We start from the raw sequence: 21,173 nt of genomic DNA, 5'->3' as shown, positions 1-21,173 counted from the left end.
TCAGCCGGTGAAGAGGGCCGAGGCCTTCACCAGCGTCTGCCAGAGGCCGTAGGCCAGGGGGATCCCGACCAGGAGCCAGGCGAGGGTCACCAGTGCGGGACTGGTCGTGGTGGTGGTGTCGTCGGTGCTCATCGGACGGCCTCCTGCCGGATCGAGATGCGGTCCTCGTTGGCCGCGTGTGCGTCGTCGTCGAAGTGGGTCTCCGCGACCGGCTTGATCATCAGGTTCGACAGGAAGCCGACTGCGAGGACCCCGACCATCGTGAGCAGGGCCGGCCGGTAGTCGGCCGCGACGAGGTTGCCCGGCTCGCCGACCCTGTCGAGGATGCCGTTGACGATGAGCGGCCCGGCGACGCCGGCTGCCGCCCAGGCGGTCAGCAGGCGACCGTGGATCGCGCCGACCTCCAGCGTCCCGAAGAGGTCCTTCAGATAGGCCGGGACGGTGGCGAAGCCGCCGCCGTAATAGGAGATGATCACGACCGCCAGGGCCACGAACACCACCGTGCTCGAGCTGCCGAACAGCGCGAGCAGGAGGTAGAGCACGAGCCCCACCCCGAGGTACATGACGTACGTCGGCTTCCGGCCGATCTTGTCGGACAGGCTCGACCAGACGAAGCGCCCGAGCATGTTGGCCAGCGACAGGACGCCGACGAAACCACCGGCCGCGGCCGCGGAGATCGAGCTGTCGCTGCCGTCGCGGAAGAAGTCCTGGATCATCGGCGCGGCCTGCTCCAGGATGCCGATGCCGGCGGTCACGTTGCAGAACAGCACCACCCACAGGAACCAGAACTGGGGCGTACGGATCGCCTGCGAGGCGCGGACCAGCGCGCCGTTGGTGCCGGGGGAGTGCTCGGCGGTGCTGTCGTCGCCGTGGCCGGGCGGCACGCGCACGAGGGCGGCGCCGATCAGCATGAACACCGTGTAGATCAGCCCGAGCGTGACGAAGGTCTGCGCGAGCGCCGAGCCCGAGGCGACGGCTCCCGGCTCGGTGGACACGAAGTCGGGGTCGTACAGCGCCATCAGCTTGTTGGAGAGCGGCGAGGCGATGAGCGCGCCGCCGCCGAAGCCCATGATCGCCATGCCGGTGGCCAGTCCCGGACGGTCGGGGAACCACTTGATCAGCGTCGAGACCGGCGAGATGTAGCCGATGCCGAGGCCGATGCCGCCGATCACGCCGTAGCCCAGGTAGAGCAGCCACAGTTGGCCGCTCGCGATGCCCGCCGAGCCGACCATGAAGCCGACGCCCCAGCACAGGGCCGAGGCCAGCATCGCCTTGCGCGGGCCGGACCTCTCCACCCAGGTGCCGAGCACGGCGGCGGAGAGGCCGAGCATCACGATCGCGATCGAGAACACCCAGCCGATCGCCGTCAGGCTGGTGTCGAAGCTGGCGACCAGTGAGTTCTTGAACACCGAGAACGCGTAGACCTGGCCGATGGAGAGGTGGACGGCGAGTGCGGCCGGGGGGATCAGCCAACGGCTGTATCCCGGTCCGGCGACGATCGCCTGCTTGTCGAGCCGCGACATGGACTGTCCTTTCCCGAAGTGACCGCAGTCACGTTACGAACGGGTGGTTGATCTGTCATCGACCTCAGGGGTGGGGCGACGACGAGCGGTCGGCACGGAGCGACGAGCGGCCCGCGGCTACCGTGGCGGGGTGGAGGCGAGGCGGCTGGGTGCAGGAGTGCTCGTGGCCGTGCCGTTCCTGCTGGGCGCGGCAGCGGGCACCTCGCCGCCCGGCGGCAGTACGGCGTTCAGGTTCACCGACACCGAGATCGTCGAGTCGAGCGGGCTCGTCGCGCTCCCCGGCGCCCCCGGGCTCGTCGTCACCACCAACGACTCCGGGGACTCCGGTCGGGTCTTCACCGTCGACGTCAGCACCGGCAGCACGGTGGGCGTCACCTCGTGGGGCAACGAACCGGTCGACGTGGAGGCGCTGGCGCCGGCGGACCCGGGTCACGTCTGGGTCGCCGACATCGGCGACAACCGGGCCGCGCGCAGGTCGGTCGAGGTGCTGCGGGTTCCGGTCGGGCGCGGAGACAGGCAGGTCGCGCCCACGACGTACGAGCTGGTCTACCCCGACGGTGCCCGCGACGCGGAAGCGCTGCTGCGCCACCCCGTGACCGGACAGCTCTTCGTCGTCACCAAGGGAGTCTTCGCCGGGACCGTGTACGCCGCTCCGGTGCCGCTGCGGGCCGACCAGCCGAACCGCCTCGTGGAGGTCGGCGAGGCGCCCGGCATCGTCACTGACGCGACGTTCCTGCCCGGCGGCGGGGGCGTGGTGCTGCGTACCTACTCCCAGGCCCACCTTGCGGCGTTCCCGTCCTGGGAGCCGGTCTCCTCGTGGGAGCTGCCCGCGCAGGACCAGGGCGAGGGCATCACCCTCGCCGGCCGCCAGCTGCTCCTCAGCAGCGAGGGCGCACGCTCCGAGGTCCTCGCGGTCGCGCTGCCTCCCGAGGCGCGCGCCACCGACCTCGCCGGTCCGGCCTGGATCGCCCTGCGGATGCTCGCGACGGTCCGGGGTGTCCCTCTTTCCGGCTGACGTTCTGAGGACGTCATACAGAGGGCGTCGGCGGTTGCCCTGTCCGTATGACGTCCCGCTCTGCAGACCGGACGGTCAGGCGAGGGCCGCGTCGAGCGCGGCCTGCACGTGGAGGGTCGTACAGGGGAAGACGGGGAGCTCCACGTCGGCCTGCTTGACCAGCAGCTCGAGCTCGGTGCAGCCCAGCAGCACGCCACCGGCTCCGGCGTCCCACAGCTCCTCGATGATCGAGACGACCCGGCTGCGGGTGCGGGGCAGCACGACGCCGTGGACGAGCTCCTCGTAGATCGCGTCGTTGAGGAAGTCGTGGTGCTTCGCATCAGGGACGATCACGGTCAGGCCGTGGCTGGCGAGCCGGTCGACGAAGAACGACTCCTGCATCGCGACCTTGGTGCCGATCAGGCCGACGGTCTCGACACCCGCGGCGCGGACCGCCGCCGCGACGACGTCGGCGAGGTGCAGGACCGGGATGTCCACGGCCTCCTCGACCTGGTCGGCGACCTTGTGGAACGTCGTCGTGCACAGCAGGAGGAAGTCCGCTCCGGCGCGCTCGACGGCCTGCGCGGCATCGGCCAGCAGGGTGCCGACCTGGTCCCAGCGCTCGTCGTCCTCGAGGTGGGTGACCTCGGCGAAGTCGACGGTCGTCAGCGCCAGCTTGGGGGAGGAGAGACCACCGAGCCGCTCGTGCATCCCGAGGTTGAGGTCGCGGTAGTAGACCGCGCTGCTCTCCCAGCTCATCCCGCCGACGAGTCCGATGGTCTTCACGCGCGGCAGTCTGCCACGGGTCAGGACCGGTGGACCTTGTGTGCCGCTGCTTGGGCGCGGGGCTTGATCACCAGCTCGTCGATGTCGACGTGGGACGGTCGCGTGGCCACCCAGGTGATCGCGTCGGCGACGTCCTCGGCGAGCAGCGGGTGGTCCACGCCGGCGTACACCGCGTCGGCCTTGGCCTGGTCTCCGCCGAACCGGTTGACCGAGAACTCCTCGGTGCGCACCATCCCCGGCGCCACCTCGCAGATGCGGATCGGCTCGCCGTTGAGCTCGAGGCGCAGGGTCTCCGAGACGACCTTCACGGCGTGCTTGGCGCTGGTGTAGCCGGCACCGCCCTCGTACGCCCAGCGCCCCGCCGTGGATCCGACGTTGACGATGACGCCGTCGCCGCTCGCGCGCAGGGCGGGCAGCAGGGCCTGGGTGACGCGCACCAGGCCGAGCACGTTGATCTCGTACATCCAGCGCCAGTCGTCGAGGTCGGCGTCCTCCACGCGGTCGGCGCCGATGGCCCCGCCGGCGTTGTTGACCAGGACGTGGCACGTCGGCACGGCCGCGGCGAGGGCCGCCACGGAGTCGGGATCCTGGATGTCGCAGCTGACGGCCACGCCGCCGATCTCGGCGGCCAGCTCCTCGATGCGGTCGGTCCGGCGGGCCGCGCACACGACGCGGAAGCCCTGCGCGGCCAGTGCGCGTGCGGTCGCCGCGCCGATGCCGCTGGAGGCACCGGTGACGACGGCGGTGCGGGTCTGGGTGGTGTCTTCGCTCATGTGTCCATCCTGCCAAGATGGCCCGGTGATCATCGCGGCGGCCGACGGTTCGGCACTCGGCAACCCCGGTCCGGCCGGCTGGGCGTGGTACGTCGACGACGACTGCTGGGCGTCGGGCGGGTGGCCGCACGGCACCAACAACATGGGCGAGCTGATGGCCGTCCTCGACCTCCTCCAGCAGACCGCGCACCTCGACGAGCCGCTGCAGGTCTACTGCGACAGCACGTACGTCATCAACGCCGTCACCAAGTGGATGAAGGGCTGGAAGCGCAAGGGCTGGAAGAAGGGCGACGGCAAGCCCGTGATGAACGTCGAGCTCATGAAGGCGCTCGACGCCGCCATGGAGGGCCGCTGGGACAGCGTCGAGTACGTCTGGGTCAAGGGGCACGCGGGCCACGTCCTCAACGAGGCAGCCGACGTACGCGCCAACGCTGCCGCGACCGCCTTCCGCGACGGCCGGCAGCCGGACCCGGGGCCGGGCTTCGCCCACAGCGTCGTCGCCCACCCCGCCGCCGCGGTGGGCCAGGTCGAGCCGGAGCCCGACCTCTTCTCCGGCCTCGCAGCAGAGGACGCCGAGCTCTCCGACGAGGAGCACGTCGTCGCGATGGAGCGTGCCCTGCTCACCGACGACGTACGCGCCGACCGGGCCGCGGTCGCCGGCCTGCTGCACCCCGACTGGCAGGAGGTCGGCCGCTCGGGCCGGCTCTGGACCCGCGACGACATCCTCGACGAGATCGCTCCGATCGACGCGGTGGGCCTCGAGGTCGTCTCGACGGACCGGCTGGGCCCGGACACCATCCTGCTGCTGTGGCGCGCGAGCGCCGACGGCCGCTCCACGTTGCGCAGCAGCCTGTGGGTGCGGCACGGCGGTCAGTGGCGGCAGCGCTTCCACCAGGGGACCGACGAGCCGTGAGCGGCGATCGTGGGACAATCGCGGGATGATTCCGGCCAAGCTCGCACCTGGCGCCGCCCTCGTGGGTGGCGTGCTGTGGATCGTGCACGCCCTGCTCGGCGGCGGCAGCGACCCCCTGCCCGCCACGCTCCACTTCGTCGGTCTCGCCTTCATCATCGTCGCCTCGGCCGTCTTCGGCAGCACCCTCGTGAAGAGCGACGCCGTGGCCATGCGGGTCGTCGTGGCGCTCGCCTCCGGGCTGCTCGCCCTCGCGCTGGTCGAGGCGTTCCGGGTCACCGACAGTGCGTGGTACGACGGGTTCTGGGGGATCGTGGCAGCCCTCATCGGCGGGATCGCCCTGCTGCGCGGTCGCGGCCAGTCGCCCGGCCGGGCGCGGCACGGCGCCCACTCCCGCTGACCCACCACGCCGCGCGCGGGAATCCCACGCGGAGGCACGTGGTTGCACCGGAGGTGCCCTGACACGGGCGACCCCGGACGAGTGGACGAAGGAGACAGCATGGGCGAGCGGTTGGCCATGATCAGCCTCCACACCTCACCCCTGGACCAGCCGGGCACCGGTGACGCGGGCGGGATGAACGTGTACGTCATCGAGCTCGCCAAGCGCCTCGGCGCCAAGGGCATCGACGTCGACGTCTTCACCCGGGCCACCTCCTCCACGCTGCCCCAGGTCGTCGAGGCGGCCGAGCGGGTGCTCGTCCGCCACATCGCCGCCGGGCCGTTCGAGGGCCTCACCAAGGGCGAGCTCCCCGGTCAGCTGTGCACGTTCGCGCGCGAGGTGCTGCGCGCCGAGGCGCTGCAGCCGCTCGGCCACTACGACGCCGTGCACTCCCACTACTGGCTCTCGGGCCAGGTCGGCGCGCTCGCCCGCGACCGCTGGAACGTCCCGCTGGTGCACTCGATGCACACGATGGCCAAGGTCAAGAACGAGGCACTGGCCGCAGGTGACACCCCCGAGCCCCTCTCCCGGGTGATCGGGGAGGAGCAGGTGGTCGAGGCCGCCGACCTCCTCGTCGCCAACACCGACACCGAGGCACGTCAGCTCGTCGACCTCTACGGTGCCAGCCCGGATGCCGTCGAGGTGATCCACCCGGGCGTCGACCTGACGGTCTTCGCCCCGCGCGGGAGGGCGGAGGCCCGGCGCCGGCTCGGCCTGCCCGAGGACGCGGTCGTGCTGATGTTCGCCGGCCGGATCCAGCCCCTCAAGGCGCCCGACGTGCTGCTGCGCGCCGTCGACGTGATGCTGCAGCAGGACCCGTCGCTGCGCCATCGCCTCGTCGTGCCCGTCGTCGGCGGCCCCTCGGGCTCCGGGCTCCAGCACCCCACCGCGCTGGCCGACCTGGCGGCCGACCTCGGCATCAGCGACGTCGTACGCTTCGTGCCGCCCGTGACCCAGGCCGACCTCGCCGTCTGGGCATCCGCCGCGACGGCCGTCGCGGTTCCGTCGTACAACGAGTCGTTCGGGCTCGTCGCCGTCGAGGCGCAGGCCACCGGGACGCCCGTCGTCGCGGCCGCCGTGGGCGGCCTGACGACGGTCGTGCGCGACGGCATCAGCGGGCTGCTCGTCGACACCCACGAGCCACGCGACTGGGCGGCCGCGCTGCGCCGCCTCGTCGACGACCCCGAGCTGGCCGACCGGCTCGGCAGGGGAGCGGTCGCGCACGCCCAGGAGTTCAGCTGGGAGCACACGGCCGAGCGCACCCTCGCGGCGTACGAGCGCGCCGCGGGCCGGATGCGTGCTGAGATGGCCCTGTGAAGGAGCTCGACACCGTCCGCGCCTACCTGGTGGACAACGAGATCGAGCACCAGGAGACCTCGCGCGAAGGCGTCGACGGGGCGAGCTTCTCGCTGACCCTGCCCGGCGAGAAGAAGCTGCAGACCCCGGTGCGGCTCGACGTCGGACCGCACTCCCTCGGTGTCCACGCCTTCGTCTGCCGCAACCCCGACGAGAACCACGCCCGCGTCTACCGCTGGCTGCTCGAGCGCAACCTGCGGATGTACGCCGTCTCGTTCGCGGTCGACCACGCCGGCGACATCTACCTCGAGGCGCGGCTGCCGCTGGCGTCAGTCAGCGCCGACGAGCTCGACCGCATCCTCGGCTCGGTCCTGGCCAACGCCGACGAGTCGTTCAACGCGATCCTCGAGCTCGGCTTCGCCTCGTCCATCCGCAAGGAGTGGGAGTGGCGGATCTCGCGCGGGGAGTCGACCCGCAACCTCGAGGCCTTCCGCGGCTGGCTCGAGTCCTAGGCCTTCTTGGGCCTGCGTCGCGTCATCAGCACGCCGACGATCGCGAGCGCGCCGCCGACGAACGTCAACGACGGGGGCACCTCGTCGATGGTCAGCCACGCGATGAGGGTGGCGATGGCGGGCACGAGGAACGTCGTCAGTGACAGCGCTCCAGCGTCGGTGTGGGTGAGGGCGTACGCCCAGGTGGTGAAGGCGACCGCGGTGGGCAGCACGCCGAGGTAGACGATCCACCACAGCTCGGCGCCGCCGTCGGCGACGATGCCCGGCAGGTCGCCGGAGAAGGGCAGGCAGATCGCCGCGCCCGTCAGGAACGACACGAAGACGACCTGGACCGACGGCAGCCGACGCAGCAGCACCTTCTGGGTCAGCACCCCGACGGCGTACATCGCGGCAGCCAGGAGCACGAGCAGCACGCCGAGGAGGCTGGCGTCGGCATCGGTCGAGGAGCCGCGCGCGATCACCGCGACCCCGGCGAAGCCGACGACCATCCCGGCCAACAGCCAGCCGTGCAGGCGCTCGCCGAAGAGCGGCACGGCGAGGACGGCGACGATGACGGGCCCGATCTGGATGATCATCGCGGCGGTGCCGGCGTCGACGTGGCGCTCGCCGGCGTTGAGGGCGAGGTTGTAGACGCCGAACCAGCCGATGCCGCCGAGCGCGAGCAGCGTCCACTCGCGCCGGGTCGGTGCGACCCAGCCGCGACGCAGGAGCAGGGGCAGCACCACGAGCGCCGCCACCAGCAGGCGGCCGGAGCCGAGGGCGCCGGGGCTGATGTCGTGGGCGACGTGGCGGATCACCACGAACGCCGAGGCCCACATGACCAGCGTGATCCCACCGGCAGCCACGGGAAGCCAGGGTGCCGGCCCGGTGGTCGCGGCGGGCGTGGTCTCGGGGTCGGTGGAGTGGGTCGTCGTCACGGGTCAAGGCTACGGACGGTCATGACCGGCCACCAGCGCTTTTCGGACGTCGTACGCCGACATCCCGCCGTGCTGCCGAGCCCGGGTCAGAGGTCCAGCTTGTAGCCCAGCCCGCGGACGGTGACGAGGTAGCGGGGGTCGCTCGGGTCGGGCTCGAGCTTGGCGCGCAGCCGCTTCACGTGGACGTCGAGGGTCTTGGTGTCGCCGACGTAGTCGGAGCCCCAGACCCGGTCGATGAGCTGTCCGCGGGTGAGCACGCGGCCGGGGTTGCGCAGGAACATCTCCAGGAGCTCGAACTCCTTGAGCGGCAAGCGCTGCTCGGTCCCGTCGACGGTGACGACGTGGCGCTCGACGTCCATCCGGACGGGTCCGGCCTCGAGGGTGTCGGGCATCAGGTCGGGCTCCTGGCCGCGACGGAGCACCGCACGGATCCGGGCGACCAGCTCGCGGGGGGAGTAGGGCTTGGTGACGTAGTCGTCGGCGCCGAGCTCGAGGCCGACCACCTTGTCGACCTCGTCGTCCTTGGCGCTGACCATGATCACCGGGACCGACGAGGTCGCCCGGATCTGGCGGCAGACCTCGGTGCCGGGGATGCCGGGGAGCATCAGGTCGAGGAGCACGATGTCGGGCCCGAAGCGGTCGAACTCGGTGAGGGCGGTGTTGCCGTCGGCGGCGATGGCCACCTCGTAGCCCTCCTTGCGGAGCATGTAGGCGAGCGCGTCGCTGTAGCTCTCTTCGTCCTCGACGACGAGTACGCGGGTCATGGTGAACGTGTCTCCTGCTGTGTTCTGCGATGGGCGGAAGGGGAGGTCCGGATGGGGGTGGTCGGTGTGCTGACCGGTACGACGACCTCGACCGGCGTGCTGCCCGAGCCGTGCTCGGGGCTGGAGTTGCGCGGGAGGGTCAGCGTGAAGGTCGAGCCCTGGCCCTGGACCGACCACACGGAGATGTCGCCGCCGTGGGTGGCCGCGACGTGCTTGACGATCGAGAGGCCCAGGCCGGTGCCGCCCGTCGAGCGGTGCCGGGCGGGATCGACGCGGTAGAACCGCTCGAAGATGCGGTCGATGTCCTCGGCCGGGATGCCGATGCCCTGGTCGACGACCGAGATCTGGACCTGGTCGCCCTCGGAACGCGTCGTCACCACGACCCGCGAGCCGTTGCCGGAGTAGGCCACGGCGTTGGCGACCAGGTTGCTGACCGCAGCTCCGATCTGCTCCTGGGAGCCGAAGACCTCGAGCCCGTGCTCGCCGCGCGACTCCACGGTGATCTCCTTGGCCACGGCCTCCATGGCGCTGGTGTCGACGGCGGTGGCGACCGCGGTGTCGAGGTCGACCATCACCGGCTTCTCCAGGGGGTCGTGGCCCTGCAGGCGGGACAGCTCGATGATCTGCTGCACGAGCTTGGACAGCCGGTCGCTCTCGGTGAGCATCCGGCCGGCGAAGCGCTGCACCGCCTCGGGGTCGTCGGAGGCGTCGTTCACTGCCTCGGCGAGCAGCCGGATCGCGCCCACCGGGGTCTTGAGCTCGTGGCTCACGTTGGCGACGAAGTCGCGACGTACGGCCTCGACGCGCTTCTCGCGGGTCCGGTCCTCGATCAGCGCGAGCACCAGCCGCGCACCGAGCGGGGCGACGCGCGCGGTCAGGGTGCGTGCCGTGCCACCGGCCGGCGCCGGCATCTCGAGCTCGCTCTCGCGGATCTGCCCGTCGCGACGCACCTGCGCGACGACCTCCAGCAGCTCGGGGACGACCAGGGTGTTGCCGCGCACCAGCCCGAAGGCGTACGCCGGTGCGGAGGCCTTGAGCACGTGGTCGGACTCGTCGAGCACGACCGCGCTGGAGCGCAGGATGCTCAGCACCGCGGCGACGCCCTCCTGCACCAGGGGCTTCTCGACCTCGGGGAGCGTGTGGCGCTGGCGGTCGCTGATGTGCCACGCGAGCACCGCGCCGCCTGCCATCACGGCTCCGACGATCGCGGCCAGACCAGCCTGCATCGTCGGATCCACGCTCACATCGTACGCAACCGGGCCGGGCGGCCCTGCCGGCTGGACGTCGGGCGCCGAGTGTTCATGCCCCGTTCACCGGGCACGCACATCTGTTCGCTTGGGCTGCCTAGGGTGGTGGGCATGCGTGAGGCTTTCCATGACCAGCTCGACGGCATCTTCGCCGACCTGTCCGACATCTGCGGCCTGGTCGAGGTGGCGGTCCGCGAGGCCACCAAGGCGTTGATGACCGGCGACGTGCACACCGCCGACCAGGTCATCAGCAGCGACAAGGCGATCGACGACGCACGCGAGCGGGTGGACGACACGTCGTTCCAGCTGCTGTCGCTGCAGCAGCCCGTCGCCGGCGACCTGCGGATGATCGTCTCCGCGCTGCGGATGGTCAGCGAGCTCGAGCGGATGGGCGACCTCTCGGTGCACGTCGCCAAGATCGCCCGCCTGCGCGTGCCGCAGGTCGCGGTGCCCGAGGAGTTGCGCCCGACGATGGGGCGGATGGCGGAGGTGGCCGAGGACATGGTCCGCCGGGTGCGCGGCATCATCATCGACCGCGACGTCGAGGCCGCCATCGAGCTCGGTCGCGACGACGAGGTGATGGACCAGCTCCGTCGCCGCAGCTTCACCGAGCTGCTCTCGACCGACTGGCAGCACGGCGTCGAGGCCGCGGTCGACATCGCCCTGCTCGGCCGCTACTACGAGCGGATCGCCGACCACTCCGTCTCGGTCGCCAACCGCGTGGTCTTCGTGGTCACCGGCGAGCGGCCCCAGCGCGACTGACGTTCGCGCCCCGGCTCCCGCGGGCGGTGGTGGAGCCACCTTTCGCCCGCGGAGAACGTGGGTGGACCACCGCCCGCGCGTGTCGTACGGCGACGCGCCCGCGAGCGGTGGCGGAGCCACATTCCACCAGTGCCGAAATGTGGGTGGACCACCGCTCAGCGGAGGTCAGCGGGAGGTCAGCGGGAGGTCAGCGGGAGGTCAGCGGCTGCTCAGCGACCCTGGTTCGCGACGGCTGCGGCAGCGGCCGCGGCGGCCTCGGGGTCGAGGTACTCGCCGCCGGCGACGGTCGGCTGCATCGACGCGTCGAGGCGGTAGACGAGCGGCATGCCGGTGGGGATGTTGAGCCCGGCGATGTCCTCGTCGCTGATGCCGTCGAGGTGCTTGACGAGGGCGCGGAGGCTGTTGCCGTGCGCCGCGACCAGGACGGTCTTCCCACTCTGCAGGTCGGGCACGATCTCGGCCTCCCAGTAGGGCAGGAAGCGCGCGATGACGTCCTTGAGGCACTCGGTGCGGGGCAGCTCGTCGCCGAGGTCGGCGTAGCGCGGGTCGCCGGCCTGCGACCACTCGTCGGAGTCGTCGAGCGGCGGCGGGGGCGTGTCGAAGGAGCGGCGCCAGAGCATGAACTGCTCCTCGCCGTACTCCGCGAGCGTCTGCTTCTTGTCCTTGCCCTGGAGCGCGCCGTAGTGGCGCTCGTTGAGCCGCCACGACCTCTTCACGGGGATCCAGTGGCGGTCGGCGGCGTCGAGGGAGAGCGCGGCGGTGTTGATCGCGCGGCGCTGCAGCGAGGTGTGTACGACGTCGGGCAGCACGCCGGACTCGCGCATCAGCTCGCCGCCGCGGACGGCCTCGCCGCGGCCCTTCTCGGTGAGCGCGACGTCGACCCAGCCCGTGAAGAGGTTCTTGGCGTTCCAGTCGCTCTCGCCGTGGCGGAGCAGGACCAGGGTGTACGTCACGATGCGTCCATGCCTTCCCAGTAGCCGGTGTCGTCGGCGACGACCGGGACGTTGAGCGAGACGCGCTCGCCGTTGCCGAAGTCGACCGTGAGCGGCACGACGTCACCGGCCTCGAACTCGCCGGTCAGCACGATGCCGGCGGCCGGCTCGGCGAGGTTGACGAGCCCGCCCGGACTGATGGCGATCGGCTCGAACTCAGCGGCGGTCACGGTCGCGTCCTCGCCCGCCACGGCGGTGAAGGTCTGCTCCTTGTCCGGCACGTTGTTGGACAGCGACGCGATGAAGGTCCCCGACCCCGCGGCGGCCGAGACCACGACGGCGGAGAGCACGTCGACCTCGCCCTCGCGGTTCTCGGACGCGCTGGTCACGTTGTAGACGCGGTCGGTGGCGTAGTCGAAGCCGCAGGAGGACAGCGGAGCGGCGAGCGCGACGACCGCGGCGGCGGTCACGAGGAGACGATGCTGCATGGCCCACAGCCTAGCGTCGGCTCAGGTCAGCCCGACGGTGCGTCCTGCGATGAGGATCGCGACCGCGACCACGCCGGTGAAGACGCTCGCGAGCAGCAGCAGGCGAGGGGTGCCGGTGCGCAGCGCGAGCACCATCGGGAGGGACTGTTCGCCCTCCTCGTGGTCGTCGACGAGGCCGGGGAGCGCGAGCAGGAGGTGGACCCCGAGGCCGAGCGCGCCCACGAGTGCGGTCATCGCCACGGTGGGCGCGGTGGTCGCGCCGACGCCGTTCCAGCCGCCGTACGCCAGGAAGGCGGGGTAGAGCGCGAAGCTCGCCACCCACGGGAGGAACGACACCACCCGCGCGTGGAGGAAGCGGTCGCCGACCGCCGAGATGATCAGCACGGCGAGGTAGGCCGCTCCCGCGCGGCGTCCGTGCGAGACGGAGAGGGGTACGACGAGGAGGACCGCGCAGGTGAGCGCGAACCACACCGTGCCGGGGTCGAGCCGCGCGCCGACGAGCGGCTTGTCGGGGCGACGCCGCTCGTCGCGACGTCGGTCGGCGAGGTCGTCGGCCCAGCCGATGATGCCCTGGCCCACGAGGACCGTGGCGGCGGCGAGGGCCACCTCGCGCAGTGGGCGGCCGGCGACGGCGGCCGCCGTGGCGAGCGCGACGGCCGTGGCGACGGCCTGGCGCGGGTGGGCCGCGCGCAGCAGCAGCACTGCGGTGGGCGTGGGCATGGCGGAAGTATGTCCCAGCGCGCGTGGCGAGGGGCCGCGACCACAGGAACTGGCGATCTGTCAAGCCCGGATGTGGCCTCTGACCTGCACAAACGCGGCGGGAGGTGATCCGAACCCGTGTTAGAATGGTCACCTAGGAAAGGGAACTGAACATATGACTTTCACCGTTGGCGAAACGGTCGTCTATCCCAATCACGGGGCCGCAGTCATCGAGGACATCGAGACGCGGACGATCAAGGGAGAGGACCGCGAGTATCTCGTCCTCCGGATTGTCGCCCAGCAGGACCTGGTCGTTCGCGTACCGGCCTGCAACCTCGATCTCGTCGGCGTCCGCGACGTCGTCGACAAGGAGGGTCTCGACCGCGTCTTCGACGTGCTGCGGGCCGCCCACGTCGAGGAGCCGACCAACTGGTCGCGCCGCTACAAGGCGAACCTCGAGAAGCTGCACTCCGGCGACGTGATGAAGGTGTCGGAGGTCGTCCGCGATCTGTGGCGCCGCGAGCGTGACCGTGGGCTGTCGGCCGGCGAGAAGCGGATGCTGGCCAAGGCGCGCCAGATCCTCGTCTCCGAGCTGGCCCTGGCCGAGAAGACCAACGAGGACAAGGCCGAGGCCACCCTCGACGAGGTCCTCGCCTCCTGATCCACCGCCCCACCTGAACACCCGACGACTCCCGGCACACGTCCTGCGCCGGGAGTCGTCGGCGTCTACGGATAGCGTGGCCCGCGATGACCACTGAGTACGACGACGACGACGCAACGCCCGCCTTCGGCATGATCGTGGACGAGGGCCGCGGCGCGTTGCCCTTCGAGCTCGTCCACGGTGAGTCGCTCGTGGCGTGTGCTGCCTGGGCCCTCGGTGACGCTCGCGTCACCGCCGTCGACCTCGGCACGACGTGGGAGGGCCTCATCGACAGTGGTGAGCCCTTCGTGGTGCACGACTCCCTCTGCCCGATGACGCCCGCAGCCTTCATCGCCGCGTGTGTCGCCCGTTCGGTGGAGACCGGGACGGTCGTTGCCGGCGTCGACGAGGCCGGGACGGTCCTGTCCCCGGTCGTGCTGCCGGCAACGGTGGTCGCCGCGCTCCCCGACCTGCCCTCCACGGACCTCGCCGAGCTCGTCGGCCGGCTGGAGGTCGCGTACGCCGTCGAGCGGCTGGTCGCCCCGGCGGCCGCGGCTCGCGTGTCGTCGGCCGCGGACGTGGCAGCTCTCGAGCTCCTCACGATGCCCGAGCCGGCATGACCGGCCCGCAAGGCCCGCTGCCTGCGGTGCTGGCCCTGGCCGGGCGCGGTGGGCTGCCCTTCGCCGCGCTGCACAAGGTCCCCCTCTACCTGCACGCCCTCAGGGCGCTGGCGGCAGCGGGCCAGGACGACCTGCTCGTGGTCGTGGATGAGGCCGACCTGGAACGCGTCGTGACCGACGTACGACGCAGCGGCATGGCGGCCGACGTACGCGCCGGCGACGACTGGTGGGAGGCCCTGCGCACCCGTGATGTGGCCGCCGGACTGCTCGTGCACGACGCGCTCTGCCCGCTGGCGTCCAGCGAGTTCATCCGCGAGGTCCGCCGCCAGGCGGCAGCGCACCCCGAGCGCTCGGTGCTCGCCTACCGACCCGTGACCGACACGGTGAAGACCGTGGTGGACTCGCGCATCCAGGGCACGATCGACCGCGAGGGCCTGGCCGCGCTGGTGTCACCCGCGGTCGTGGCGTCCGGGGTGCTCGCGTCGGCGCTGACCCAGGACGTCCCTCCGCCGATCGACGACTTCGGCCGGCTCGCCGCCTGGCTGCGTACGCGCGGGGAGGTCGAGCTCGTCCGAGCGCCGTCGCTGGCTCGCCGGGTCGACGACGCCTCGTCGGTCAACCTGCTCGAGTGCGTCGACGAGCTGTCACGGAGCGTGCGCCGCGAGCCCGCCGATCGTCCCGCCGGCGCGCTCAACGACGCAGCAGGCCCCGGAACTCGCTGAGGAACTTCCTCGGCTGGCGCAGCACGGCGCGCGGGAGCTGCCGCAGGTAGCCCCCGGGGTCGCGCGCGATCCGGCGCAGCATCCGCCGCGGCTTGCTGAGCAGCCGCTGCTCGAGGTCGAGGGCGTACGCCGGGATGAGCGCGCGTGCCGACAGCTCGACGTGGGTGCCGCAGCGGGTGCAGCGCACGGAGTCGAGCAGCCGTCCGGCGTAGTGGAGCTCGTGGTCGGTCAGCTGGCCGCAGACCTCGCAGTGCAGCTCCGCCTCCTCGTGGCTCATCGGGTTCTCACTGCCGCTCGCCGTGGGGCAGGAGGTCCCGCAGGTGAGACATCGCAGACTCCCGTCGCTGGCGTGGGCGTCCGGAGAGGTCCCAGTCGGCCTTGGCGAGGAGCCGCTCGGCCAGGAACAGGTCCTCGGGGAACGTGATCTTGATGTTGCCCGCGTCGCCGTCGACGCACAAGACCGGGACGTCGGTGTAGCGCTCCATGCAACTGGCCGTGTCGGTGCCGACAAAGCCGTCGGCCTCGGCCTGGCGGTAGGCCTCGAGGAGGGGAGCCGCGCGGAACGCCTGAGGAGTCTGTACGGCGACCACGCGCTCGGGCGGCTGGACGCCCTCGCCGAGCGCGGCGAGGTGGCCCTGGTCGCGTACGGGGATCGCGCCGCCGTGCTCGAGCGCCGCGTCGATCACCGAGGCGAACATCGCGGTGACGGCCAGCGGCCGTGCCGCGTCGTGGATGACCACGACGTCGAGCTCGCCGGCCTCGATCGCCGGGGCCAGCGCCTGGAGGGCCTGCCACTCCGAGCTGTGCCGGCTGTCGCCGCCCACGACGACGGTGACGTCGGGCGGTCCGATCTCACGGTCGATCGTCGACATCACGGCATCGCGGTCCTCCTCGCGGATGACGAGCACGGTGCGGGTCACGGCCACCAGCCGGCGGGCCGACTCGATCGACCACGTGAAGACACGGCGACCGGCGAGCGGGAGGAGGACCTTGTTGGTGTGGTGGCCACTGCGGCGCCCCTCGCCGGCTGCGAGCATCACGACCGCAGCACGGGCGGACGGGGGGAGCGACACCGAGCGAGCCTAGCGCCCGTCGTGCCGTCCTCACGTCCGCCCCGTCCTGCCGTCGTCGGCTCGGGTCGAGCGCGTCAGCCCGCGATCATCGCGCTCAGCGTGGCGAGGTCGGGGACCTCGCCGCCGGAGGACATCGACTCCTGGATCCGGCGCATCCGCACGATGAGGGCCGACTCGTCGAGGTCGACGTCGTCGTAGGTCAGCGTGTGGTCGACCGGTACGTCGTGCTTCAGCGTCGCGCCGGCGAGCACGCCCAGCGGCACGAGGCCCTCCGCGGCGAAGTCCTCGGCCTTGTCGATGAGCCCGCGGACCATCATCCCGCCGATGCCGTCGATCCGCTCGCCGGCCTTCAACGCCCGCTTGGCCTGGGCGCCGACCTCGGCGGTCCAGTGGTCCGAGGTCAGGCTGGGGCGCTTGTCGAGCACCATCTCGTACACCGTGAGCGGTGCCTCGATGCTGGCCAGGTGGTAGGGCCGGTAGAGCGCGAAGTAGGGCCCGTCGCCCATCTGGAGGTACGTCATCTCGTGGTGGACGTAGGGGTCGTCGGTGCGGATGACCACGAAGACGCCGGGCGCCACCGGGCCGGTGCAGTAGTCGACGACGCCGGCCTCCTCGATGATGCCGCCGTCCTTCACGAGCGCGAAGGTCTCGTGCAGCGTCCCGACGGTGGACGGCGGACCGAACATGCCGCGCCGGCTCACGCCGAGGCCCGTCGTGTTGGCCAGGGAGGCCATCTCGATCATCGCCTTCGAACCGTCCACGAAGCTGGTGAGCATCTTGGGGTTCATCTGCTTCTGCGCCGCCCGCTCGGCGAGCGACTCGGGCGTGGCATAGGGGTCGAGCGGGTTGTTCTTGCCCTTCCCCGCGCAGATCACCTCGAAGTTCAGGTCGCGCGCGTAGTCGACGAGGATCTTCGTCTCCACCGGCTCGTCGCCGCGGCACACGGAGTAGATCGCGTCCGACTGCTCGGCCAGCTGCTTGAGGTAGCGGCCGACGGTGACGTCCGCCTCGACGGTGAGCGTGGCGACGCTGATCCCGGCGGCCAGCGCCTGTACGGCGACCGCGACCGCCACGTCGGGCACTCCCGTCGCCTCGACGACCACGTCGAGCGGCAGGCCGGCGAGCCGGTCCACGCTGGTCAGCGCGATGCTCCCGCCGTCCTCGATCACCTGGACAGCGGTGGCGGTGTCGTCGGCCTCGGACGGGTCGATGCCGGCCTGGGTCAGCGCCTCCACGGCGCGCTCGTGCTGGACGTCCAGCACGGCGGACAGCGTGATGCCCGGCATCCGGAGCAGCTGGGCGGCGAAGCCGCGGCCCATCTGGCCGGCGCCGACGAGGCCGACCCGCAGGGGTCGTCCCGTCGTGTCCAGCCGCTCCTGCAGCCTGTCTCGGTAGCTCATGTCAGTCCTGTCCGGTGTCGGTGGAGGCGGGGCGGGTGATGCGGAAGGAGTCGCCGACCGCGAGGAGCGCGATCTCGCCCTTGGGCACGCACACGTCGCCGGGGAGCTTGGCCTCGGTGAGCCCGTCCGCCTTGAGGTCGAGGTGGCCCAGGTTGAGGAGGTTGTCCCGCACGACCTCGCCGACGGCCAGCACCTCGAGGGTGGCTGCGCCGAGGTGGACGGTGTCGCCGGGACGGGGGCCGTCGTCGGCCACCGTGGCCCGGTGCAGCACGGAGATGTCGTGCAGCTCCGGGGGCGCCTCGTCCGCGAAGAAGATGAGGATGCCGTGCTCGAGGAACGCGGTGACCTGGGCTCCGACCGCTGTCACCGTGGACTCGTAGACGGTGGTCGGGGCCGTGCTCACGTCTCCGTCACGTCCTCGGGCTTCACGCCCGACACGAACAGCTGCTCGGTGATGAACTGCGCCAGGGGGCCGGCGGGGCTCGTCGCGTGCACGTCGACGGTCATGACCTTCTTCATGGGATAGACGCCGACGCGGGCGGTGCCGCCGCAGTCGATGACCGCGACGGCGAGCTTGTCGAAGGGGGCCGACGACCTGAAGCCGTCGACGACCTCACCGCCGGTGAGGTCGGCGATGCGCTGGGCCACCGGGTGGATGCCCCCGCCGGTGATGGAAGCCACCAGAGGGCGCTCGTCGGTGGGGGTGATGGTCAGGGGACCGCCCCAGCCGCCACGGCCCTTGGTGACGACGACTGACTTGTACTCGCTCATGACTTCTCCTGATGGGTGGGAGGGGCTGGACCGGCCGGTGGTGCACCGACCGGTCCAGCGTTGACTCAGTTGCTGCTGGTGTACAGGCCGAAGCTCGCGAAGTATGCGATCACGACGGACACGGGCCCGGTGATCAGTCGCGAGATGAGGACGGCCGGGACGCCGACCTCGACGGTCTCCGGCTCGGCCTCGCCCAGAGCGAGACCGACGGGGATGAAGTCGCAGCCGACCTGCGGGTCGATCGCGAACAGCGCCGGGAGGGCGTACTGGGGCGGGATGTCGCCCTCGCCGATCCGGGTGCCGAGCAGCACGCCGACCACCTGCGCGATGACCGCGCCGGGGCCGAGCACCGGCGACAGCACCGGGAGGGCACAGAAGACGCTGATCGCGAGCAGCCCGACGAGGTTGCTGGCGAGCGGCTCGATGAGGTGGGCCAGGGCGTCGCCCAGGCCGGTCTCGGTGATGATGCCGATCAGGACCGCGATGAAGGCCATGAAGGGCAGGATGTTGCGGATGACGGTCTCGATGGTGTCGCGTCCGGCCTGGTAGAGGACGCCGACGACGCCGCCCACCTTGGTGCCGATGGTGACGAGCACCTTGTTGATGCCGTCCATGCCGCCACGTCCGGACGGGGTCTTGGTCGTGGTGCTCATGCCGACACCTCCGCCTGGCTGGCGCGGCGGGCGAGCATGCGCGTGGTGATGATCTCGGTGAGGATGCCGCGGATCAGGATCACGACCAGGCCGACCAGCAGGTAGCGCACGGCCAGGTCGCTGGTGTTGAGGCCCAGCGTGGTGATGCCGGCCGCGATGCCGAGGTAGACGAACAGCTCACCGGGGTTGGCGTGCGGGAAGATGCCGGTGATCGGGTGCACGAAACTCACGGCCGAGTCGTAGAAGGCGGGCTTGTACTTCTCGGGGAGGAACCGGCCCATCGTGTAGGCCATCGGGTTGGTGAGGAAGAAGACGGCCAGGAGTGGCAGCACGAGGTAGCGCACGGGGTAGTACTGCAGCCCCGGGCGTGCGGCCACCTCGCCCAGCTTGTCGATCCTCTCGGGCCCGATCAACCGGATGAGCGCGTTGACGAAGGTGAGCAGGACGATCAGCGTCGGGATGATGCCTGTGACAAGGCCGAGGAAGACGTCTCCGCCGGCCTGGAAGAGCCCGATGAACCAGTCGGCAGCGTCGGCGAGGGCGCCGAAGACGCCGGTCGGCGGGTCCACCGTGGGGGTGTCGGCGGCCAGGGGGATCCCCGCGGCCAGCATGGAGGTGAATGGCATGATTGCTCCTGTCGAGTCGGCTCTCTGTCGAGCCTGGTCGTGATGCTTGCCCGGCATCGTTCTCACCGGCGGAAGCGGTCCGCTCGGCGTCTGACCCGCTGACTGGTCCCGGGCTCCACCCCGGGGCCGGTCAGCGGTTGGTGCTGGTCACACGGTGGCCCGAACCGTCGTGCGTGCTGCGCCGTACAGCTCGGCCGCCTGGCGGGCGGCCACCCGCTGCGACGGCGAGACGTGGGGGAGGTCGCGGTCGCCGCGCAGCACGGAGACCTTGACGTCGAGCAGTCCAGGCAGGGCGCGCGCCCTCGCGAACGTGGTGAGTCCGCTGAGGGTGAGTGCGTCGCGCACGACACCCCCGTCGTCGACCGAGATGGCGACGAAGGAGCGTCGTCCCTTGTAGCGGTTGCCGCCGACCCCGACGCTGACCGTGCCTGAGGATCGCAGGGGGCGTACGGCGTCGTTGAAGGCCTTGGACTGGCGGTAGGTGAAGTAGATCTGCACCAGCCAGCCGGCCACGAGCGCGGCGATGATGACGAATCCGGGGCTCACGGGCGCGTCCCTTCGGTAGTGCCGGATCCCGCAGCGCTGAGCACGCTGCGGGCGAGCGCCTCGTCACAGACGAGGGAGTCGATGATGCGGCCGCGGAGCGCTCCGAGGACGCCGGGCGTCTTGGCGCGGCCCGAGGCCACGCCGACGACGTTGGGGATCTCGAGGAGGCCAGCGAGGCTGACCCCGAGGACCCGGTCCTCGACCACGCCGTGCAGCGGCGTGCCCTGCGCGGTGTAGTAGCGCGCGGCGACGTCGCCCGCGGGCTCCTGGGCCCAGAACGCGTCGGCCTCAGCCCGGTCGAGGTTGAGCGAGTCGAGGATGGCGGCCGACGAGCCGTGGGTCGGCGTGCCGATCCCGATGAACGCCATGTCGGCCCTGTTGGCGTCGTCGAGCGCGGCGCCGATCGAGGACTCGGCGAGCAGGGCATCGCGGGAGGTGACGCTCTCCAGCGTGGCGGGGGCGTGGAGGAAGCGGTACTCGGCGCCGAGGCGGAGGGCGAGCTCGCGGACCAGCTCCTGGCCGCTGATCTCGTTGCTGATGGAGGACAGGCCGCCCACGAGCTGGACCAGGGTGAGCCGGTGGAACTCGTGCTCCGCCGTGGTCGCGTAGACCATCGCCTGCAGGGCGTGGCCCCAGGACAGCGCGACGGTCATCGAGTCCCTGAGCTCGTCGAGCAGGAGGCGGGCCGCCTGCGACCCGACGGCGTCCTCGACCCGGAGCCCGGGGATGTTGCGGGTGTGCGCCACCCGCACCTCGCGGAGGCCGAAGGTCGTACGCAGCTCGTCCTCGAGCTCGTTGACCCGACCCTCCGGGTCGTTGATCCGGATCTCGACGATCGACTGGCGCAGCGCCTCGGTGAGCATCCGCGAGACGTTGCTGCGGCTGGTGCCGAGCGCGGTCGCGACCTCTGCCTGCGACCGACCCTGCTGGTAGTACAGCCGGGCGGCCGCCAGCAGCATCGACGGGTCGCGGGGGTTGGGCATTGTCACCTCTGTGCGTAGCGTGCTCACATTTGCTCGCATATCAGAGCATGTGATGTGCATCACGTCAAGGGTCGGGACCCGGATGGCGGGAGGGGTC

The 21,173-nt window shown here is 71.3% G+C and carries 28 protein-coding genes; 9 read left to right on the top strand and 19 right to left on the bottom strand.

Features of this window, described 5'->3' with window-relative positions:
• On the bottom strand, positions 1 to 132 hold the full coding sequence (locus tag EUA94_RS22850; RefSeq protein WP_277986072.1) for an MFS transporter small subunit: 132 nt from the start codon (positions 130 to 132) through the stop codon (positions 1 to 3).
• Positions 129 to 1,523 carry an OFA family MFS transporter gene (locus EUA94_RS01950; RefSeq protein WP_129424181.1) on the bottom strand — a complete coding sequence of 465 codons (1,395 nt, stop codon included), beginning with the start codon at positions 1,521 to 1,523 and terminating at the stop codon, positions 129 to 131. Before EUA94_RS01950 ends, EUA94_RS22850 begins: the two co-directional genes overlap by 4 nt.
• 130 nt (positions 1,524 to 1,653) lie before the next feature.
• On the opposite strand from EUA94_RS01950, the gene EUA94_RS01945 reads away from it, so the two are divergent.
• Positions 1,654 to 2,538 (top strand): hypothetical protein, encoded by an 885-nt coding sequence (locus EUA94_RS01945; RefSeq protein WP_129424179.1) that lies wholly within the window; start codon positions 1,654 to 1,656, stop codon positions 2,536 to 2,538.
• Between the two features lie 75 nt (positions 2,539 to 2,613).
• On the opposite strand, the gene EUA94_RS01940 is transcribed toward EUA94_RS01945, so the two are convergent.
• Together EUA94_RS01940 and EUA94_RS01935 are read right to left on the bottom strand one after the other, a co-directional pair.
• Positions 2,614 to 3,303 (bottom strand): aspartate/glutamate racemase family protein, encoded by a 690-nt coding sequence (locus EUA94_RS01940; protein ID WP_129424177.1) that lies wholly within the window; start codon positions 3,301 to 3,303, stop codon positions 2,614 to 2,616.
• Between the two features lie 20 nt (positions 3,304 to 3,323).
• Positions 3,324 to 4,076: an SDR family NAD(P)-dependent oxidoreductase gene (locus EUA94_RS01935; protein ID WP_129424175.1), complete on the bottom strand. Its 753-nt coding sequence runs from the start codon at positions 4,074 to 4,076 to the stop codon at positions 3,324 to 3,326.
• A gap of 25 nt (positions 4,077 to 4,101) precedes the next feature.
• Here EUA94_RS01935 and EUA94_RS01930 point away from each other — a divergent pair, with 25 nt between their 5' ends.
• From EUA94_RS01930 to EUA94_RS01915, 4 genes are all read left to right on the top strand, one after another.
• Positions 4,102 to 4,989, top strand: coding sequence for an RNase H family protein (locus EUA94_RS01930; protein ID WP_207210364.1), 888 nt, complete (start codon positions 4,102 to 4,104; stop codon positions 4,987 to 4,989).
• Positions 4,990 to 5,014: 25 nt separating this feature from the next.
• Positions 5,015 to 5,386, top strand: coding sequence for a hypothetical protein (locus EUA94_RS01925; RefSeq protein WP_129424171.1), 372 nt, complete (start codon positions 5,015 to 5,017; stop codon positions 5,384 to 5,386).
• Between the two features lie 99 nt (positions 5,387 to 5,485).
• Complete coding sequence (gene mshA / locus EUA94_RS01920) at positions 5,486 to 6,742, top strand: D-inositol-3-phosphate glycosyltransferase (protein ID WP_129424169.1); 1,257 nt, start codon at positions 5,486 to 5,488, stop codon at positions 6,740 to 6,742.
• Complete coding sequence (locus tag EUA94_RS01915) at positions 6,739 to 7,233, top strand: type III secretion system chaperone family protein (RefSeq protein ID WP_129424167.1); 495 nt, start codon at positions 6,739 to 6,741, stop codon at positions 7,231 to 7,233. Before mshA ends, EUA94_RS01915 begins: the two co-directional genes overlap by 4 nt.
• Here the strand turns inward: EUA94_RS01915 and EUA94_RS01910 are convergent.
• The 3 genes from EUA94_RS01910 to EUA94_RS01900 form a co-directional block, all read right to left on the bottom strand.
• Entirely contained in the window at positions 7,230 to 8,150 is a 921-nt protein-coding gene (locus EUA94_RS01910) for a DMT family transporter (protein ID WP_242494621.1), read from the bottom strand. The two genes, EUA94_RS01915 and EUA94_RS01910, sit on opposite strands and share 4 nt — an antisense overlap.
• 86 nt (positions 8,151 to 8,236) lie before the next feature.
• Complete coding sequence (locus EUA94_RS01905) at positions 8,237 to 8,914, bottom strand: response regulator transcription factor (RefSeq protein ID WP_129424165.1); 678 nt, start codon at positions 8,912 to 8,914, stop codon at positions 8,237 to 8,239.
• Entirely contained in the window at positions 8,911 to 10,152 is a 1,242-nt protein-coding gene (locus tag EUA94_RS01900; protein WP_129424163.1) for a sensor histidine kinase, read from the bottom strand. Before EUA94_RS01900 ends, EUA94_RS01905 begins: the two co-directional genes overlap by 4 nt.
• Before the next feature lie 120 nt (positions 10,153 to 10,272).
• On the opposite strand from EUA94_RS01900, the gene phoU reads away from it, so the two are divergent.
• Positions 10,273 to 10,923 carry a phosphate signaling complex protein PhoU gene (gene phoU / locus EUA94_RS01895; protein WP_129424161.1) on the top strand — a complete coding sequence of 217 codons (651 nt, stop codon included), beginning with the start codon at positions 10,273 to 10,275 and terminating at the stop codon, positions 10,921 to 10,923.
• Positions 10,924 to 11,132: 209 nt separating this feature from the next.
• On the opposite strand, the gene EUA94_RS01890 is transcribed toward phoU, so the two are convergent.
• The 3 genes from EUA94_RS01890 to EUA94_RS01880 are packed head-to-tail and all read right to left on the bottom strand — an operon-like array spanning position 11,133 to position 13,063.
• The gene (locus EUA94_RS01890; RefSeq protein ID WP_129424159.1) at positions 11,133 to 11,876 is read right to left on the bottom strand and encodes a phosphoglyceromutase; all 744 of its coding nucleotides are present in this window, start codon (positions 11,874 to 11,876) and stop codon (positions 11,133 to 11,135) included.
• Positions 11,873 to 12,343 carry a copper chaperone PCu(A)C gene (locus tag EUA94_RS01885; RefSeq protein WP_129424157.1) on the bottom strand — a complete coding sequence of 157 codons (471 nt, stop codon included), beginning with the start codon at positions 12,341 to 12,343 and terminating at the stop codon, positions 11,873 to 11,875. The genes EUA94_RS01890 and EUA94_RS01885 overlap by 4 nt, the downstream gene beginning before the upstream one ends.
• A 21-nt stretch (positions 12,344 to 12,364) precedes the next feature.
• Positions 12,365 to 13,063, bottom strand: coding sequence for a UbiA family prenyltransferase (locus EUA94_RS01880; protein WP_129424155.1), 699 nt, complete (start codon positions 13,061 to 13,063; stop codon positions 12,365 to 12,367).
• Positions 13,064 to 13,217: 154 nt separating this feature from the next.
• On the opposite strand from EUA94_RS01880, the gene EUA94_RS01875 reads away from it, so the two are divergent.
• The 3 genes from EUA94_RS01875 to EUA94_RS01865 all read left to right on the top strand — a co-directional run bounded on the left by EUA94_RS01875 (position 13,218) and on the right by EUA94_RS01865 (position 15,024).
• Complete coding sequence (locus EUA94_RS01875; RefSeq protein ID WP_129424153.1) at positions 13,218 to 13,703, top strand: CarD family transcriptional regulator; 486 nt, start codon at positions 13,218 to 13,220, stop codon at positions 13,701 to 13,703.
• An 86-nt stretch (positions 13,704 to 13,789) separates the two neighbouring features.
• The gene (locus EUA94_RS01870) at positions 13,790 to 14,302 is read left to right on the top strand and encodes a hypothetical protein (RefSeq protein ID WP_129424151.1); all 513 of its coding nucleotides are present in this window, start codon (positions 13,790 to 13,792) and stop codon (positions 14,300 to 14,302) included.
• On the top strand, positions 14,299 to 15,024 hold the full coding sequence (locus EUA94_RS01865; protein ID WP_129424149.1) for a 2-C-methyl-D-erythritol 4-phosphate cytidylyltransferase: 726 nt from the start codon (positions 14,299 to 14,301) through the stop codon (positions 15,022 to 15,024). Before EUA94_RS01870 ends, EUA94_RS01865 begins: the two co-directional genes overlap by 4 nt.
• Here EUA94_RS01865 and EUA94_RS01860 read toward each other — a convergent pair.
• The 9 genes from EUA94_RS01860 to EUA94_RS01820 all read right to left on the bottom strand — a co-directional run bounded on the left by EUA94_RS01860 (position 14,993) and on the right by EUA94_RS01820 (position 21,076).
• Entirely contained in the window at positions 14,993 to 15,301 is a 309-nt protein-coding gene (locus tag EUA94_RS01860) for a hypothetical protein (protein WP_129424147.1), read from the bottom strand. The two genes, EUA94_RS01865 and EUA94_RS01860, sit on opposite strands and share 32 nt — an antisense overlap.
• A 7-nt stretch (positions 15,302 to 15,308) precedes the next feature.
• Positions 15,309 to 16,097, bottom strand: a complete 789-nt coding sequence (locus EUA94_RS01855) for an IspD/TarI family cytidylyltransferase (protein ID WP_242494620.1) — start codon at positions 16,095 to 16,097, stop codon at positions 15,309 to 15,311.
• 74 nt (positions 16,098 to 16,171) lie between these two features.
• Entirely contained in the window at positions 16,172 to 17,497 is a 1,326-nt protein-coding gene (locus tag EUA94_RS01850) for an NAD(P)H-dependent oxidoreductase (protein WP_129424145.1), read from the bottom strand.
• Position 17,498: 1 nt separating this feature from the next.
• The gene (locus EUA94_RS01845) at positions 17,499 to 17,900 is read right to left on the bottom strand and encodes a PTS glucitol/sorbitol transporter subunit IIA (RefSeq protein ID WP_129424143.1); all 402 of its coding nucleotides are present in this window, start codon (positions 17,898 to 17,900) and stop codon (positions 17,499 to 17,501) included.
• Complete coding sequence (locus tag EUA94_RS01840) at positions 17,897 to 18,268, bottom strand: PTS glucitol/sorbitol transporter subunit IIB (RefSeq protein WP_129424141.1); 372 nt, start codon at positions 18,266 to 18,268, stop codon at positions 17,897 to 17,899. The genes EUA94_RS01845 and EUA94_RS01840 overlap by 4 nt, the downstream gene beginning before the upstream one ends.
• 65 nt (positions 18,269 to 18,333) lie before the next feature.
• A complete protein-coding gene (locus EUA94_RS01835; RefSeq protein WP_129424139.1) occupies positions 18,334 to 18,921 on the bottom strand; it encodes a PTS glucitol/sorbitol transporter subunit IIB in 588 nt (195 codons plus the stop codon).
• Complete coding sequence (gene srlA / locus EUA94_RS01830) at positions 18,918 to 19,547, bottom strand: PTS glucitol/sorbitol transporter subunit IIC (protein ID WP_242494619.1); 630 nt, start codon at positions 19,545 to 19,547, stop codon at positions 18,918 to 18,920. The genes EUA94_RS01835 and srlA overlap by 4 nt, the downstream gene beginning before the upstream one ends.
• Positions 19,548 to 19,694: 147 nt before the next feature.
• A complete protein-coding gene (locus EUA94_RS01825; RefSeq protein WP_165356765.1) occupies positions 19,695 to 20,093 on the bottom strand; it encodes a transcriptional regulator GutM in 399 nt (132 codons plus the stop codon).
• The gene (locus tag EUA94_RS01820; protein WP_207210363.1) at positions 20,090 to 21,076 is read right to left on the bottom strand and encodes a sugar-binding transcriptional regulator; all 987 of its coding nucleotides are present in this window, start codon (positions 21,074 to 21,076) and stop codon (positions 20,090 to 20,092) included. The genes EUA94_RS01825 and EUA94_RS01820 overlap by 4 nt, the downstream gene beginning before the upstream one ends.
• Positions 21,077 to 21,173 lie beyond the last annotated feature (97 nt).

It is taken from the genome of Nocardioides zhouii, from assembly GCF_004137345.1.
Classification (GTDB): Bacteria; Actinomycetota; Actinomycetes; order Propionibacteriales; family Nocardioidaceae; genus Nocardioides; species Nocardioides zhouii.
This window is presented reverse-complemented; position numbering and strand designations above follow the sequence as displayed.